The sequence below is a fragment of the Chitinophaga filiformis genome (assembly GCF_021646545.1).
Taxonomy (GTDB): Bacteria; Bacteroidota; Bacteroidia; order Chitinophagales; family Chitinophagaceae; genus Chitinophaga; species Chitinophaga filiformis_A.
In genome coordinates, this window is record NZ_JAKIRP010000015.1 from 170897 (window position 1) to 188473 (window position 17577).

At 43.6% G+C, this 17577-nt stretch carries 16 protein-coding genes; 10 read left to right on the forward strand and 6 right to left on the reverse strand.

Annotation, left to right across the window (positions count from 1 at the left end; translation table 11 throughout):
• Window positions 1–41: 41 nt before the first annotated feature.
• From L3C95_RS27890 to L3C95_RS27905, 4 genes are all read right to left on the reverse strand, one after another.
• Window positions 42–1193: a T9SS type A sorting domain-containing protein gene (locus L3C95_RS27890; protein WP_236393271.1), complete on the reverse strand. Its 1152-nt coding sequence runs from the start codon at window positions 1191–1193 to the stop codon at window positions 42–44.
• Between the two features lie 228 nt (window positions 1194–1421).
• On the reverse strand, window positions 1422–2090 hold the full coding sequence (locus L3C95_RS27895) for a response regulator transcription factor (RefSeq protein WP_236393273.1): 669 nt from the start codon (window positions 2088–2090) through the stop codon (window positions 1422–1424).
• The gene (locus L3C95_RS27900) at window positions 2087–2935 is read right to left on the reverse strand and encodes a sensor histidine kinase (RefSeq protein WP_236393275.1); all 849 of its coding nucleotides are present in this window, start codon (window positions 2933–2935) and stop codon (window positions 2087–2089) included. Before L3C95_RS27900 ends, L3C95_RS27895 begins: the two co-directional genes overlap by 4 nt.
• Before the next feature lie 645 nt (window positions 2936–3580).
• A complete protein-coding gene (locus L3C95_RS27905) occupies window positions 3581–4051 on the reverse strand; it encodes a hypothetical protein (RefSeq protein WP_236393284.1) in 471 nt (156 codons plus the stop codon).
• Between the two features lie 237 nt (window positions 4052–4288).
• On the opposite strand from L3C95_RS27905, the gene L3C95_RS27910 reads away from it, so the two are divergent.
• The 8 genes from L3C95_RS27910 (at window position 4289) to L3C95_RS27945 (ending at window position 14498) form a co-directional block, all read left to right on the forward strand.
• Window positions 4289–5230, forward strand: a complete 942-nt coding sequence (locus tag L3C95_RS27910; protein WP_236393286.1) for a caspase domain-containing protein — start codon at window positions 4289–4291, stop codon at window positions 5228–5230.
• A 27-nt stretch (window positions 5231–5257) separates the two neighbouring features.
• Window positions 5258–6409: an SUMF1/EgtB/PvdO family nonheme iron enzyme gene (locus L3C95_RS27915; RefSeq protein ID WP_236393304.1), complete on the forward strand. Its 1152-nt coding sequence runs from the start codon at window positions 5258–5260 to the stop codon at window positions 6407–6409.
• A 14-nt stretch (window positions 6410–6423) separates the two neighbouring features.
• The gene (locus tag L3C95_RS27920; protein ID WP_236393313.1) at window positions 6424–6756 is read left to right on the forward strand and encodes a YegP family protein; all 333 of its coding nucleotides are present in this window, start codon (window positions 6424–6426) and stop codon (window positions 6754–6756) included.
• An 85-nt stretch (window positions 6757–6841) separates the two neighbouring features.
• Window positions 6842–7246: a TerB family tellurite resistance protein gene (locus tag L3C95_RS27925; RefSeq protein ID WP_236393315.1), complete on the forward strand. Its 405-nt coding sequence runs from the start codon at window positions 6842–6844 to the stop codon at window positions 7244–7246.
• 3 nt (window positions 7247–7249) lie between these two features.
• Window positions 7250–8491 carry a hypothetical protein gene (locus L3C95_RS27930; RefSeq protein WP_236393324.1) on the forward strand — a complete coding sequence of 414 codons (1242 nt, stop codon included), beginning with the start codon at window positions 7250–7252 and terminating at the stop codon, window positions 8489–8491.
• Window positions 8488–9396, forward strand: coding sequence for a hypothetical protein (locus L3C95_RS27935; protein WP_236393326.1), 909 nt, complete (start codon window positions 8488–8490; stop codon window positions 9394–9396). The genes L3C95_RS27930 and L3C95_RS27935 overlap by 4 nt, the downstream gene beginning before the upstream one ends.
• 96 nt (window positions 9397–9492) lie before the next feature.
• Entirely contained in the window at window positions 9493–12354 is a 2862-nt protein-coding gene (locus L3C95_RS27940) for a BREX system ATP-binding domain-containing protein (RefSeq protein ID WP_236393328.1), read from the forward strand.
• Window positions 12355–12356: 2 nt separating this feature from the next.
• Complete coding sequence (locus L3C95_RS27945; protein ID WP_236393330.1) at window positions 12357–14498, forward strand: DEAD/DEAH box helicase; 2142 nt, start codon at window positions 12357–12359, stop codon at window positions 14496–14498.
• A 132-nt stretch (window positions 14499–14630) separates the two neighbouring features.
• On the opposite strand, the gene L3C95_RS27950 is transcribed toward L3C95_RS27945, so the two are convergent.
• A complete protein-coding gene (locus L3C95_RS27950) occupies window positions 14631–15032 on the reverse strand; it encodes a response regulator (RefSeq protein WP_236393332.1) in 402 nt (133 codons plus the stop codon).
• Window positions 15033–15208: 176 nt separating this feature from the next.
• Window positions 15209–15868 (reverse strand): Crp/Fnr family transcriptional regulator, encoded by a 660-nt coding sequence (locus L3C95_RS27955; protein WP_236393334.1) that lies wholly within the window; start codon window positions 15866–15868, stop codon window positions 15209–15211.
• 223 nt (window positions 15869–16091) lie between these two features.
• Here L3C95_RS27955 and L3C95_RS27960 point away from each other — a divergent pair, with 223 nt between their 5' ends.
• Together L3C95_RS27960 and L3C95_RS27965 are read left to right on the forward strand one after the other, a co-directional pair.
• Complete coding sequence (locus L3C95_RS27960; protein WP_236393336.1) at window positions 16092–16670, forward strand: class I SAM-dependent methyltransferase; 579 nt, start codon at window positions 16092–16094, stop codon at window positions 16668–16670.
• Window positions 16671–16868: 198 nt separating this feature from the next.
• A complete protein-coding gene (locus L3C95_RS27965; RefSeq protein WP_236393338.1) occupies window positions 16869–17576 on the forward strand; it encodes a Crp/Fnr family transcriptional regulator in 708 nt (235 codons plus the stop codon).
• Window position 17577: the final 1 nt, after the last annotated feature.

The following is a 17577-nucleotide window of genomic DNA, read 5'->3' on the forward strand; positions in this document are numbered from 1 at the left end:
TTGGTTTGATTAGTTAATGATGAGGTGGAAAAAATATAGTATTACTGTTTGGCGATCATCTTCGTAATCACTGTTCCATTATGCAGCACGCGCAATACATAAGTGCCGGCAGGGACGGACTTCATATCAAACAAAGTACGATGGGCGCCGGCTGGCAGGTTTGTATTTACCAGCACTGCTATTCTTTTCTGATGCATGTCATATACTTCGACAAGCGTCTTGCCGGCGTCTTTGAAGTTGAGGTCAATAGTGCTGCTGCTTTCTGCCGGATTGGGAAATACTTTTACTGTTATTGCAGCGGGTTCTTTTAAAGGTTCTTCTTTCTTTGAAAGGCTTGTTACATCTTCAGCCGCCGCCGCCAGGGTAGCACCACAGGTCGCGCTGCCTTCTGCAATACAGAAATCAGCGAAACGTACCTGTTCATCACGCAGTTGGGAAATGCTGTTGAGGCTGCGATAAATACCCCATTTTGGCCGGCAGAAGGTAGTTCCATCACGCCACATGTTAATGCTGTTATCGCTGTAGGAAAGCAGTGTAGCTCCATCACTCACTCTTTTGATCACTATCTCATAAGTGCCGTTGGTGCTGTACTTCACCTTCTCGACCACTTCTACCCATACGCCTTTGAATGAAGAAAGATTGACACTGTGAATTTCACCACCAGTCCCACCGCTACCGGTGCTGTGAATGATCTGTAGCTTCTGTGGATTGCCTGCCCGTGGCGTGATCGTGATAATAGGAGCGCCGTCATCACCATCGCCTGCTTTTATCTGGTGAATGTGACAGAAGTTGGCTGTAGGAATAAACCCCGCGTCTAACTTGAATTTCCAGCGATAAGTAACAGTTTCATTTAAGGCGCCTTTCAGGTTGGCAGGAGAGGAGCCATGTGTTTTGATTTCATTTCTTTGCCGGTCAGTACTGCCATTGCAGCGATCATTATCCGGCGTTACGTGGATGTGGAACACAAAAACATTTTTGTTAAGCTGGCTGTCAAATACCTCAGTAATATGCCTGCCAAACGAGGAGTGGCCGCAGTCAGGTACTTCACCGGCTGTTCCACTGCCTAATACGCTTTGAATAAGCTCATACGTGTCGCCTGGACCATTTGCCTGTAAGGTAACCTGGGCTTGTAAACAGGTAGGCACGAAAAGTAAGAGCAGCATACTGCTACAGCATCGTAGGGATGTTTCCATAACGGAAATTTTGAGAGATTGGAAATAGGGGTATTGAACTTTATCTAAAATGTAAACGTTTGCTTCGGTTTGCCAATCGATTGCATCTAATGTTAAATTAGTGAGTTTCTAATAAAAAGTAAATTTTTTAATTCGGTAAATGATTGGTATATTCTATAATGAGCGTTTGGGGATGTAAGATGTCTATCCGACACCGTTCTGGAAATTATCCTGCTAAAGTATACTGGTCTATAATTGCACGATGCCATGTTTTACGGCATAAAGGGCTAGCATTACCCTATTCTTAACTTTCAAACGTTGAAAAAGCGCTTCCCGGTAGCCATCAATGGTCTTAGGGCTCAGGCTCATTTTCTCGGCAATCTGTTGATAAGTCAGTTCTGAAGCTACGAGCTTAATGAATTCCCTTTCGTTTTCTGATAAATATACAGTGTCTTTATTTTTGCTCATTGTACCATTGAGATTGTGATTCATTACTTGAGTTGCAGTATCGGAATAATAAAAACCATTATTGGCAATAGTCTCCAGTGCACGATGCATGTCTTCCACTTCGATGTCTTTAGATAAATATCCTTTTACTCCCAGTCGTAACATGCGTATGATCGCCTCATCTGATTCCACCATGGATATAACTAATACCTTCACCGAAGGATGCGTGCGTTGTAACCATTCTACTGCCTCAAACCCATTCATGTCTGGCATTTCAATATCCATCAGAATAATATCGGGAAACGGTACCTGTTTCATCTTTTGCTGGAGATCGTGCCCATTATCTGCTTCAAAGAGAATATTATATCTGTTTTGTATATTACCCAGATTGATAAGTTTGATGATACCTTTGCGGAAAAGATTATGGTCGTCAACAATAGCAATATTCAGTGTTGAGGAGAGGTCCTTCATAAAACAAGGGATTTAAGTATTTCGGGATGTGGGATGTTTATGGACACTAAGGTACCTTCTCCTTCCCGACTGGCAATATTAAATTCCGCGTTGATAAGCGCAGCTCGTTTACGGATGTTCAGTAGTCCGGTGCTTTGTTTTTCTCCACTTTGTTTTAAGGCCTCTTCTACATTAAATCCTGCCCCGTCGTCGGCAATCGTCAGAGCAAATCGGTCAGGAGAGAAAGTGAGGCATGTGGAAACCTTTGAAGCCTTCGCATACTTTACTACATTGTTTAATACCTCCTGGCACAAACGGAACAGGATGATTTCATGCTCCGGTAACATCCTGTATTCTTCGCCGGTTTTGGCAATGATTACCTCATATTTTTTCGTTTTAGCAAGTCTGCTTAACTCGTTGTCCAACGCTTTTACAAAGCCAATGTGGATAATATGATCTGTATTCAGATTCGCGCTCAGTGCTTTTAATTCACTCATCAGCTGCTTGGCCAGCGATTTTGTTTCAATAATGTTTTCACGCTGTTCCGCCGGACTTTGAGGCAGTATTTCAGAAAGATTTATATTGATCAGCGACACAAGGTGGCTGAAATTAGCGTGTAGTTCTTTGGAAATATGATCAAGGGTTTGCTCCTGGATCGCGAGTTTGGACTGCAACAGCGTTTGATTAAATGTTTCCCGTATCTCTATTATCTCCTGTTGATGTCGGAATCTTTTCCGCTGATAGAGGAACAGGAAATAGATAATAGCAATGCTAAGACAAAATACAATACCGGTGGAAATTATAATCGTTAGTGCGGTTGCGAGAGTTGAGGTTTGCATAAAAAGCTTATTAAATAACAGGTGCACATTAATAAATTGAACGTATCATTGATTGGCAGGAACACTAAAGACAAAGTAGATTGCTGCATGTTCAGGAATCCCAACATTATTAGAAATGGAAGGGATACCGCGTGGTATATAAATAATCCCAACGTCATCCAAACCAATGGTTCCTTATGTAACACAATTATTCTGGTTTCCTGTAATAACTGTTTAAAATAAAAAAGGCATAGAATAATGATAGGAATGTGAGCGAAGATCACACTATAGGTGTTATACTGAAATGGGCCTTGAATGAACAGGTAGTCCAGTATGCCGAATGATACCAGCATGAATGCCACCGGCCGGATAATCCTTTTTATCTGCGCGGCGTCCAGGATCAGGTAAAAGACGGCGAGCAAAATTCCAAGGCGAATGGTGATAAAGAGATTATAGATCCAGAAGTTATTTTTAGAATAATCCCAGAAAAACATCTTGTGTATAGACAAGCGCCAAAGGAATGCTGACAGTTCGGTTAATAGTGATATTATTACTAATATAGAAAGTAACTGATATGGCTTAGGCCATTTTTGCCGGAAACTCTTCAGGCTAAAAATGGCGCTAAGCAATAATGGTACGAGAAATAGGTATTCATATTTTAGTAGACGCTGCATTTACTCAATTTACTGAATGTTATTCATAATTACTGTCGTCGCAGCGTGGGGGACAAGGTAGTCCCAGGTTGAAATCTTTTACATCTTCGGTAGGGTCGTCTCCGGGGAATAAAATGATCTCCCTTGGAAGGGATGATCTTTCCGAAAAATTCGATTCTTTTTCCAACACCACATTATGATGTATGGTAGTGTTACCTATAGTCTTTTCTCTGGTAACATTAAACAGCAGGCATAGTTGCCCTGCATACTGGTGGCCGTCCTCATAGGTGCCAAAGTTGATCCTGATACCGTCTCCTCCTGCAAAGTCAATTTCTTCCAGCAATTTTACGAAATGCTCTTTCGAATACCAGACGGACGTCGTGTCTGGCTTACCTAATGCCTGACTTAAAACATTGTGTTTCTGATTTTGGAACCGGGTGATACGGTCTGCAGTTGTCTTTTGGCCCACATAGAAAAAAGGAAGGGGCTTTACTGTTACATGGTGTTGCATAATTGGAGTTTTAAAAATAGGTGGAGTAGGAATTTTTAACACTGCGAAACTATGGCTTCAATAGCTTACAAAATTCAGCTGAGGTCAAATACAGGAAAAATCCTCCCCATAGAAAAGGGTTTATCCTGAATGAGCAAAAAAGGGGATTTTTCCCCCTCCTTACAGGTTTTTTCCTTCGTAAGGCTTTGTCACCTTTGTGTTGTTATACACAGATTGTTTTATCCTCAATTACTCCACATGAGAAAAGCATTGGTTGTCGGCATTGACGAATATCCGGGCAGCGCTAAGTTAAAAGGAGGTGTAAATGATGCAATGGAAGTGGCCAGGCTATTAGATACAAACGCTGATGGATCCCCCAATTTTGATGTGATGGTTAGCAATAACGTAAAGACCAGGTCTGTCCTCAAATCCCTCATACTCGATCTTTTCAAAGGTGATGATGAAATCAGCCTTTTCTATTTTTCAGGCCACGGATACGTTACGGACATAGGCGGCTATATCGTAACACCCGATTTCAGCCGTCATGATGAAGGTATTTCGATGGACGAAATACTGAAGATTGCCAGCCTGTCAGCCGCAAGGCACAAAATTGTGATCCTGGATTGCTGTCATGCTGGAGCGATGGGTGAAACCACAATACCTGGTAATAGCGCAGCCTTCCTGGAACAAGGCGTTATCATCCTGGCTTCAAGCCGTAATACCGAATTGTCTATGGAAGCATCCGGGCAGGGCGTATTTACTAGTTTACTCATCGATGCATTGAAAGGTGGGGCCGCTGACATAAGTGGTGAAGTAACACCCGGTAATATTTACAGTTATATTGACAAAGCCCTTGGTGGATGGAAACAACGTCCGGTTTTTAAGGCGAATATAGTACGCACCATCAGCCTGCGTAAAGTGAAACCGCTGGTTGCCTTAACTGAACTGCGAAAACTTACGGAATACTTCCGGCAGGCCAATAGCGAGTACGCACTTGACCCGAGTTATGAATATACCGCCCACGCTCCTGATACCGATAACATCAACACTTTTAAGATCCTGCGGAGAATGCAGCTGGTAGGCCTGGTCGAGCCAGTGGGGGAGGAATATATGTATTGGGCCGCTATCAACAGAAAAAGCTGTCGTCTTACCTCAATGGGCGCTTATTATTGGAAGCTACTCACGGATAAAAGAATATAACTCCATCAATATGTAAAATTCCCTTGAATGATGAGAAAGCTGTTTAAATATGATGTAGCTATCTCCGTCGCCGAGGAAAATGTAGATGTAGCAGAGCTAATCGTCGCAGAACTAAAGAAGAGGAGAATACCTCATTACTATTATAAAGATGACGTTGCTGGCAGTTGGGGGCAATATATCATGAATCTCACACAGGATGCTTACGGTAAACACGCCAGATATATTTTACTGATCACCAGCAGGATCTATGTAGAAAAATACTGGTCTGGCGTGGAATTACAGGTGGCAGTTTCAAGTTTCGTAAGGGGGAAGCCAAGTGTGCTGCAACTGAGATTGGATGATACTCCCGTAGACAGTATCTCTAAGCACCAGGTATATCTTGAATGGAAAAAAAATCCGGAAGAGATTGCCGATATTCTTAATGAGAAGATCAAAATGCAGAAACGCGAAGCATTACTTAGAAAGCTTCCGCTTTTCAAAGGTGTTGTTATTAGCATTTTGATTATTGCTGCGGTGATGAGCTATTACATATTCGGGCCTCCCGGAAAACATCGATGGCCCCCTTCACCTCCACCAAAGATGGAAAAGATATTGATCGCAGAAGTACCTGCTGTGTCATACAACGAAAACAGTGCTGTTCAGACCTTATATAAACGAAGCATCGACTCCTTTTACATCAGCAACACCGAGGTCACTGTCGCCCAATACAGGAAGTTTTGCGAAAGTCAGCATAAGAATTTTCCGCCACAACCTCCTTCATCTGATGAAAATGGTCCTATAAGGAATGTAACATGGTATGAAGCCCTCGAATACTGTAAATGGGTGCATGGAAGACTTCCTACTGAAGCGGAATGGCAATACGCTGCCAGTGCCGGTCTTGCTGTTAAGTACAGTGGCAGCAATAATGCGGCGAAGGTGGCTGTTTATAATAAACAGAAGCCCCTGAAGGTTGCCTCTAAGGAACCCAATACATTTATGCTCTACGACATGACCGGTAATGTAGCAGAATGGTGTGATGACTGGTCTGATTCCTCCTTCACATGGAAAGCCGTAAGAGGTGGGGCCTGCAACAGTAAAATTAATCCCGTGAACGAATTAGACCTTACCTATCGTACTAAAGAATATCCCGACATCCGGAATCCCTACATCGGTTTCAGGGTTGCCTGGAATAACCACTAATAAAATCAAGTAACATGTCAAATCCCAAATTTGAGCTTTTCAAGAGCTCCGCTAACAGCCAGTACTATTTTCACCTGAAAGCTGGCAATGGAAAAATTACGCTCAGTAGTGAAGGGTATATCGCTAAGCAGTCCTGCAAAGATGGTATTACTTCTGTCAAACAGAATGCCCCGGATGAACAACGCTATGAGCGCAGGCAAAACAACAGTTATACGTTTGTGCTGAAAGCCCGCAATGGGGAGGTGATTGGTCGCAGCCAGAGCTATGCTTCCGCTGAAGGTCGTGACGCTGGTATTGATTCGGTGAGGGAAGACGCTCCCCATGCCACCGTTGACGATCTGTGTTAGGATCAGTGGGGAACGAACAGGTATTGTCGTTCCCCCTTTCCTCCCTTTCCGGTTAATAAGTTACCTAACTCAAATCTAAATAATCATGTCCTTGACACCAGCACTCAAAACTCATTTCCTTAATCTTTATCATATGGCCCTCACCGATTCACAGGTCGATATAAGAGAGTTGGAAACGATTTATCGTATCGGAGAAGCGAGAGGCGTCGGCAGGTCCGATATCGACGCCTTATTACTACAACCTGATTCCGCTAGTTTCTCTGTCCCCGAAACTGTACTGGAGAAGGTCGACTGCCTGTACGATCTCTGCCTCATTGCATGGGCAGACGGCGTATTGGATGAAGATGAAAGACAAACACTCGAGTTGTACTGCTCGCGGTTTGGATTCCGGGATGAGAACATCGCTTCCATCTGTGAATTCCTGCTCGATGAGGCCTTTAAAAACACCCCGAAACAACAAGTATTATCCACTGTATCTCAAAACCTCTGATTTATGGGTATTCTGAAAATTACCAAAGAACTGTTCGCCGTAAAAGAGCCGCCCCCGACTCCGGCTAACCCGGTAGAAGAAAAGAAAGAGAAACTCAGCTACCAGGACTATGGCCTTCATCAGGCACATATGCTGGGTGGCAGCATGCCCGGATTAAGGGTCTGCCTGCAAAAGGTATATTTTGATTTTAAAGAACGGATTAAGGACGATTTTGACAAACAGGAAGAGTTGAAAAAACCGGTAAGAGTCAAACTTGAGGAGTATAAAGGCGACATCGAACGATGGAATAATAAAGTAAAGAAGATCCGCGAGGAAGACCTTCCCCGGCTTAAACAGAAGATCGAATCACTAAAAGAAGAAAAGGCGCATATACGCAAGAACCCACAGGAGATCATCGGAGACCAGGCTGGAAAGCCAAGCTTCTACATCGGGAGCATTATCCTGATCTTCCTTACCGTATACCTTTTTGTATTTTATAGTTCAGCTTCTTACTCCGCTTTCTTTAAAGAGTTTTCCTTAAACCAGATCGGCGTGGCGAACTCAATTTTTGATGCGCAGGCCTTATCAAAAGCAGTCAGTGATGGTGTTACTGAACTCGTACTTATCCTGACTATCCCTTTCGTATTTATGGGATTGGGCTACCTTATTCATAAAATACAGGAAGAAAAAGGATACGTGAAGTACGTTAAGATCGCCTTTCTCATACTTGTTACTTTCCTCTTCGACTCGTTTCTGGCCTACGACATTACAGAGAAGATTTATAATATAAAGAAGGATAACAGTTTCGGAGACGTACCGCCATTCTCAATTCCACTCGCTATCGAATCAATTAATTTCTGGCTGATCATCTTTGCCGGATTCATCGTCTATATCATCTGGGGATTTGTATTTGACTTTGTACTGGAAGCGTTCAGTAAGATCGATAAAGTGAAGGTTGCCCTCAAAGAAAAAGATCAGCAGATTGATGATGCTACCAAATTCATCGCCGATCTGAACCTGGATATTGATAAAATGAATCATCAGATAGACAATGCGAAGACGCAGATTAAAAAGTTGAATGAAACACTCAACAGTGTTATCATACCAAGGGAATTTGAACTGGAAGCTTTCAGTTTTATGTCGGGATGGCTGGCCTGGATGAAAGGAAACGGAAAGAATCCGACAGAGCTTGAGGCCGCAGAAGCTATCGTACATGAATTTGTCAATGTTGCCATTTACAACTACCCAAAAATGAACAACGGATGAAATACTTATTCTTTTTAGCAACTATCCTGTTATGGAGCTGCAAACCAAATACAACACCGTCGGCAGAAAAGTCTGCTAACACAGTCAATACTACCCCGGCAGTAAAAACAGATAAACAGATTAATCTGACAATATTGCTGGACCTGTCGGATAGAATAGACCCGCTGAAGAATCCTGCTAAGCCCGGGCATTTTGAAAGAGATAGTGCATTGATCAGTTACCTCTCCGAATATTTTGTCAGCCATATGAAAACGAAAGGAACTTATATGGCAAAAGGAAAGATGCGGGTTGTATTCCACCCTAATCCTCCGGATCCAGCTATTAGTCAGGCGGCAACGAAGTTGAGCGTGGATTTATCAAAGATGGATGTAAAACAAAAGAAGGTCGTTTACGAAACCTTAAATCAGACTGTGGCTGAAAATGTTAGCAACATCTACAACACAACTATGAGACAGGCTGCATGGCCCGGCTCAGACATCTGGCGTTTCTTCAAAAATGATGTAAAAGAAATTGCTGTTGAGCCGGATTCCAGCTACCGTAACCTGCTTGTTATTTTCACCGATGGATATATCTATCACGCGGACTCAAAAGATAGCGATAAGAATCGCTACGCATATATTCTTCCTGAGTTGTTCGATAAATATAAACTCCGGAACGATAACAACTGGTCGAAAAAGATAGATGACCTCGATTTGGGGCTGATTAGCAAACGATCTGACCTCGACCAGCTGGAGGTGTTAGTGCTGGAAGTAACACCTTCTGAGAAATACAAAAACGATGAAGATATCATTCGTAAAATTATGGACAAATGGTTTGGAGAAATGAAAGTCAGGAAATGGAAAATTATTAACAGCGATCTGTTCGAGTTCACAAAACAGAAGATCGAAAGTTTTCTGAGGGAATAGATACGCTTGCCCGAATATTATTTCAATAAACAGCTCGCTGGAATGAACTTTTAGGCGGGATGCCATCCTATTTTTTACTGTTAAACAGCACACCATATGAAACTGGTGAATATTCTTGAAACTTACGACACTGCTTTACTCGATCAGTTGTCCGCCGACAAAATAGATGAGGCGATCAGTTTACGATTACCTCAATCAGTCATTGTTCAGGAGATAGTCTCAGCGCTAAGCTCTCAATCATACATCTCCGACAAGATCCTGTATGCCCGGCCGCCGGCCTTCGCTATATTGAACCTCATTCTGCAATCGCCATCTTTTATGGTGGAGATTGAAGGATTCCGGACCAGGGTACTGGAATATGTAAAGGAACTTACAGCAAGAGTGGCGCAGAACAATTATTCTCCTGGTAAGAACCCGGTGCTATATGTTAAGATATTGAAGAAGGCCATGGAAAATGATGGTATCATTGATAAAAGCGAGGTCGGCATTCTTGAATTAGTGAAGACTGAATTAGGCATATGGGACCGCGAGCATTTTGTACTAATGCATGATGCTTCTATCATTAGTCTCTGGGACATTGAGCAGGAATATTATCTGACAAGAAATTTCCTGCTGGCAACCGGTATTATGCTCACCCTCGATAACAAATACCTTATTGCCGATGAAGTGGCAATACAGGTTCGGAAGTCATTTGGTATTGAACTGATTGATGAAGCGTATAGAAGAATGTTGAATTGTTTTACACGCGAGGAACTGGCACAGGTACTTGCATATTATCACCTTAATGTAAGTGGATTAAAAGAAGTAATAGTTGGTCGCTTGCTTGACAGCATGATACCGGCAGCTGACTTGCTGGGTGTCTTTCAGTTGGAAAAGTTGCGTGAGATCTGCCGGCAGGAGAATATTCCGATGGGAGCACTTAAAAGTGCTGTCATCGCCAATATTATTGAGTTCTTCGATCACGATAGGGATCTGCTCCCCGACAAGAACGAGCCTGGGCCCGTGTTGCCTCCTGAACCGGAAGTAAGAGAAATGGTTCCCGAAGTTTATGCCAGAGTACTGACACTACTTACAGGACAGCAATTGTATGACGTATTGCATCAGAATGGTCTCATGACCAGCGGTACGAAAGATGAGAAGGTAAAACGCATATTGGATAGCTACAAATCCGAGCGGTCCATATTTAATTTTCTTCGGAAAGATGATCTGTCTCAGTTATGTCGGAAGTTGACATTACTGATATCCGGATCCAAGCAGGAACTGGTAGACCGGATCATTGATTATGTACCGTTCTCAGTTCAGGGTGATCTGCAGGTAAGTCAGGATACTCCAGACATAGCGGGTGTTCCACACCTTGCAGCTATATCTCAGACGCCGAAAATGCCTGTTTCAATGGATGCTCCGACCCTTCCGGTAAATTGGAATGAGATTGACACGCGATATCCTCATCTGGGACATGATGAGAAGATAATACTGGCAATATTAAAAGAGGCCAAATCCATTACAGAGCAGGACCTCTCAAGAATTGTAACGAAGCATAAACTGGGTTGGTTCCTCCACAAGGCACACATGGCAGAATTAATTGCCAAATTAAAACGGGACGATAAGCCTTATATACAGATCAGAAGTGTACAGAATAATAATATATATCAGTGGACATCCAATGACATCGCCGATGGACAGATCCTGGAGAAAAAATCGGCGAGGGACATCATTGATGCACTGCGTCATGGTGTTGTGCCTAGGAATAACCTGGACCTGGTGATGGTCGGGCAGCAGACGGCCAGAGAACACCTCGCCGATATTCTATTTGAGGTCAATCAGAATAAGTCTCACTTTAAGTTCATCAGAGGGCAATACGGCGCAGGTAAAACGTTCCTGTGCTCCTGGCTCAAAGAGTTTGCCTTAAATAATGAGTTTGCGGTTTCGTCCATTAATATCAGCCACGATCAGCCTTTATCTGATCTGCCGGTTTTCTTTTCAGGAATGATCAACGGACTAAGAACGCCTGAGAAGACTGATTCAAGTGCTTTGGTGGACATACTCGAATCCTGGCTGCTCAATGTGCATAACAAGACTGCCAGAATGGAAGGTATAGATTTAACAAAGGAAGGAGCACATGAAGCCCTGACCAGTATTGTTGAGAAATCTATTGAGGTAGAACTGGCCAATTTCAATGATATAGAACCCGGTTTTGCACAAGCCCTTCGAGCCTTTTACGATGGTAAGGTGAATGGCGATATGGAACTCGTGTCGAATGCAGTCGCCTGGATCATGGGAAGTCGGTCGCTTTCTTCTCAGGCTCTCCGAGACATTGGCGTAAAGGGCTCTTTGGAGGCCAATAATGTATTCCCCCGGATGCGCGCCATTCTCGAAATCATAAATGGTGCAAGGTATAAAGGATTGCTCCTTTTGGTAGATGAGCTCGAATTGATCAGGAAGTTCCCACATGCCCGGCAACGTGAGCTTGCCCTGGAAACACTGCGTTTATTGATAGATGAAGCAGGAAGGAATGCCTTGCCCGGTGGTCTTGTCATATTCACTGGTACCGACGAGTTTTTTGAGGATGAACGCTATGGGTTAAAAAGCTACGAGGCCCTGGCAGACAGAGTGCTTACGCCCATTACTTATGGAAAGTACAAGACTGTGCGCCAGCCGATTATCACTCTTGAAGCGCTGGATCCACAACGTTTGGCAAGCGTTATATTTAAAGTGCGTGACCTGTATGGTATCGCTTATGGATGGGATGCAAGGCAGTTTGCAGATGATGAATCTATCTTAAAGCTGATTGGCGAATGGACAGTGTTCGGAGAAGAAAACATTGACCGGAAACCAAGACCGATCCTGCGTGAGTTTATTCAGATGCTGGACCTCTGTGAAGAAAATAAAGGCATTAGCCTCTCTCAATTCCTGAAAAGATCAATGTTGGAGATAGTATCTGAGCCGTCAAATAATTAGTCATGTCATTCCATAAATTACATCCAAGACTACAGGACTTTGTCAAGGATCAGAAGTGGGGCGGGTTAACGGAAATTCAGGAGAAAGCGTTTGATCCCATATTTCAAGGTAGAAGTTGTGTTATTGAAGCGCCTACTTCTGGTGGTAAAACAGAGGCAGTGCTCTTTCCGTTGTTAACCAGAATTGCCGCCCGGAAAACCTCCGGTTTTAAAGTACTATATATAGCACCTCTCAAAGCCTTGTTGAATGACCTGGAGCTCAGAGTACTGCCATATGCTAAAAGGTGTTATATGGAGGCGTTTAAGTGGCATGGCGATGTAAGCCAGGGCGACAAGGTCCGGCAAATGAACTTCCCTTCAGACATTCTCTTAACTACTCCTGAATCTATAGAAGCGATTTTACTCAGACGAGGAAACTGGAGAGCGGTGTTTAGCAGCCTTGAAACGATTGTGATAGATGAAGCCCACTATTTTGCGCTGACAGAGAGGGGATCACACCTGATGTCGCTCCTGGCAAGACTTGGAGAGTGTCTCCCGAATGAACCGCAAAGAATTGCCGTTACTGCAACAATTGGAAATCCGGAGGGCTTGTTACGTTGGATGATGGGAGGCCGATCTGGCGGCGAGTGTATCAGGTCTGAAGGAAAGCATGCCAAAGAAAAGGATTTTGAGATCCGGTTTTTTGTAGAAGATGGCCAGGAACTGCAACGTGACCTCTATAATCTATTGTTGAGGAAAAGGTCCATCGTTTTTGATCGGTCGAGAACCGGTACGGAGGATACCGCTGCCCGTATTAATCAATATAACCAGGAAAATCCAGGCCCATTTCCCGTTAAAGTGAAAACACATCATTCTTCTGTGAGTAAGCGGTTGAGAGAAGATGCTGAAGGTGCTATCAAGAAAGCGTCCGGTGAATCATTGAATGCTATCATCAGTACATCGACGCTGGAGCTGGGGATCGATATTGGCGAACTTGACCAGATTGTGCAGATCGGGGGATTGAATAGTTCCGGTTCATTTTTGCAGCGTGTCGGCAGAACCGGCCGTAGAGAGGGGCGGGCTCAAGTTTTCCGGGGCTTATGTTCCGAGGTAGATGAACTGGTCTTATTGACAGGTTGCGTCAGCCTGGGATTAAAAGGGCGCTCGGAAGCGATTTTGCTTCCTCAAAGGGCTTTTCACATTCTTGCTCACCAGGTTATTTCCTATTGTATTCAGAACGCAGGAGCAACCGCTGAACAGGTCTGGGTGCCACTCTCTAAAGCATTCTGTTTCTCAAAGATCACGAGGGACGAATTTGATTTACTGATAAAGCACATGGTACAGGAGGAATATCTAAGGCTTGTAAATGGCGATGTGTTATTAACAGGAGATAGAAGTGAGAGGGAATTCCTCCGCGCAAACTACCGGAGATTATTTGCCATTTTTGACACCGGCCCTATTTACAACGTTGTAGACGGAAAAAAGGTGATCGGAACGCTCGACTCAGAGTTCGCCAGGACGCAGCAACTGCCATTTATTTTTGTTCTTGGCGGGCAAGAATGGAACACACTTAAAATAGAACATGAACAGCAGCAGATCATGGTGGAGAAGAATGAAACGGGGATCGCACCTAAGTGGAATACGTATAATAATCCGGACATTCCTTTCGAACTGGCGCAGGAAGTTGGCCGGCTTCTGATGGGTGAGGAGAAGCTCGAATTTCTCGACTTTTGGGCTCATACAATGATCCGGTCACAGAGAGATGAACACCGCTACCTGCGGTGGGAAAGCGAAAAATGGATTATGGAAGCAGCTGCCGGGACCGGGAAAATTCATTTGTGGACTTTTGCAGGAGACAGGATCAACAGGACGCTCCATACCTTCTTAAAGTCCCGGTCTGGAGGAGAGGGCAGTTATGACTACCAAAAAGTGGTGTTGGAAATGAATAAAATGCCAATTGAAGTAGCTCACGAACTTATTGTAAGCCTTAGATCGCATGCAGAAGGTGAAATATTAGACATTCTCGAAAGCTGCACCGCTTCCAGGTGGTTTTCAAAGTTTTCAGCCTGTTTACCAGATACATTGTCCAGGAGGACAATTATCGAAAAAGGGATGGACGTAACAGGACTTATTCGTGAACTCAACAAGGTAACAATTGACTGGTAATCTACCGGTAAATACAAAACACTTCCCCGCGCATAGTGGCCACACGTACACCTGAAAACAATCTTTACATTACACCTTCCTTTCTACGCTTGGTTGCGACTCCTCCACATGATAAGACACGCACATGTAAGCTTAGTGTACTGATATATGCAACAGATGAGTCAGCAAATGTACCAGGTCGCTAAACTTTGAGGGCTTGGTAATAAAGTCGACGGCACCGAGACGGCGCATTTCTTCATTGTCATCATCCAGCTTGGATGTTGTAAAGATAACGACAGGTATGTCGGCAAATCGTTCCTGCTGCTTTAATTTAATGAGACATTGCTTACCATTGAGTTTGGGCATATTGAGGTCAAGAAATATAACATCAGGTGTTGGAGTATTCACTACATTTAACAATTGGAGTGCTTCATAACCATTACCGGCACTCAGGCAGCATATGTGATTGTCTATTTCCTGCAGCGCTTCTACGAACATTTCTACATCATCTGGATCGTCGTCGGCGATAAGGACAGTTTTGGCTTTTGTAAGCATAGATAGTAAGTACGGAGTTAGTTTAATTTAATTAATTAGTTAATTTGGCTTGTGGGGAATATGTAACTTAGTGTTTGCATTCTCCTAGTATACAGTACATTTAAGGCCATTGCCATTATGCGTGAAAATACAAAAAATAGACCAGCAACGGGGGTGAGTGCTGGCATGTCATAACATCATCCGGGAATACCATAACCAGACAGCCTGATCAGCTCCTTTACATCTGTAATCCAGATCTTTCTTCCCTGTGAGTTCAGAATGCCCGCGGCTTTGAATTCCGTGAGGATCCTGACGATATTTTCCGTACCGGTACCAACTATATTGGCAAGGTCGCTACGGGAAAGATTGATCACTATTTCTCCTCCAGGCACTGTTTCCGCTTTAAATTTCTCGCGTAACACAATCAATGCAATGGCCAGTCTTTCCTTCACCGAACGGTGTGCAAATACAGAAATGCTGTTTGTCAGTACAGTAAATTCATGACTGAGTGCTTTCAGCAGCCTCCGGGGTAATACGCTGGACCTTTCCAGTACAGCTATAAAGTCTTCTTTGGGGATAAATGAAATGATGCTGTCTTCCAATGTGGCGGCAGAATCGGGGTAATGTTCCTCCGCCAGAATAGCGTGATACCCGATTAATTCTCCGGTGTTGGCCACATATATGATCTGTTCCCTGTCGTTCTGGTCCACCTGGTATTTCTTCACTTTACCCTTTTTGATAAAGAAAATACCCGAAGCCACAGCCCCCTCCCTGAAAATGATCTCCCCCTTACCATATCGCTGTTCGTGCATATGGGAATAGAGATCTGCCCGCTCATCGTCCGGCAGATTGTTCAAAATGGAGTGCGATTTAAAATTCCATTTGTCAATAGGAAACAGACCCGCTAAACTCATAGTAATAAGCCCATGTAATGAAAAGTGATCTTTTGCAGTTTTTTTATTGAAAAGTATCAGTGAAATCAACTGGTATCAAAGGTACCTTCGCAATGTGAAAATATCAACTGTCAGTAATTGATAATGCGCCAATTTACCAATTGATCATAAAATGGGAAATGCAATAATGAGACCGACATGGTTCATGGCAGATGCCTCATTCGACTGGTTATATCCGGAAAGAATCCAACAGATGTCCCGCAGGCACTGGACGCCGATGCGCATCGCGAAGAAAGCTGCCGGCTTTCTGGCGGAAGAAGGGAAGAAGGTACTCGATATAGGAAGTGGCGTGGGCAAATTTACTCTTATAGGCGCTCATTATTATCCCCGGTCGTTTTTTTACGGCGTAGAACAGAGGAGCGAACTGCATCATTATGCACTCGCAGCACAGGAATATACAAAAACGGAGAATGCGGCTTTCATTAATCTGAACTTCACACAGGTGAACCTTGCTGCGTATGATCACTTTTACTTTTACAATGCCTTCTTTGAGAATTTAGCTACCAGGGACACGATAGATCATCATATTGAATATTCCGATAGCTTATATCAGTATTATTCGCGTTACCTGTACAGAGAGCTGGACAGGAAACCTGCGGGAACCAGACTGGTGACTTACCATAGCCTTCACGATGAAATACCACCCGCTTACCGGCTGGTAGAAACCTCTGCAGACTTTTTCCTGAAAATGTGGGTGAAAAGATAGTTATCAGAAACCAACCTCAGTTATCTGCATCCATGCATATTACATACTCGAAAGGTTAGACAAGGCAGATATGGCGTTTGCGAATAGCATTACGCTATCTCTAACTTGAACAATAGGAGAGAGGGGGTACTTCAGTGCTCCCTTAACTTATTCAGGCCGTCCATAGGGGTTGCTTTTAAAATAGTAACTTGTGCACCTATGAGTATCCGGGATAAGTTTCCAATTGATAAATGGGATTTTAAAAGTGAGTCCATCCTGGCCGATCTGCCACCTGCGGTATATGAGATGCTGACAGCTCATATGAGTGAAAAGGTTTATCAGAAGAATGAGCAGGTCTTCAGGGAAGGGATGTATCCCTCCGGAATATTCTATATCACCAAAGGCAAGGTCAAAAAATATAAAGTAGACAAGGAAGGCAAGGAACAGATCATTTACATCGCCAACACAGGACAACTGATCGGCTATCATGCTATCTTATCAGAAGAGAGATACCCGGACTCCGCTACTGTGATAGAAGAAAGTACGCTTGCCTTTATTCCCAAAGAAGATTTTCTGAACACTCTCGATCGTTCACCCTTGCTCAACAACAGGCTGCTCAAAACTTTAAGCCACGAATTTGCCGTACTGGCCAATAGTCTTACAATGTTTGCCCGGAAAACAGTGCGCGAAAGACTGGCCCTGCAGCTGATCGTTATGCGTGAAAAATATAAGGTCAATTACGTGGAAGGGATGCCCATTGAAATAGACATCAGCCGTGAAGACCTGGCGAGCCTCGTGGGGACTGCACGCGAGAATGTGGTACGGGTGCTGACGGAATTTAAAGAGAATAATATCCTGGAAACAAAAGGCAGAAAGATCGTCATAAAGGACGTCAATCAGCTGATCGCAATAGCTAACTATAAGTAAC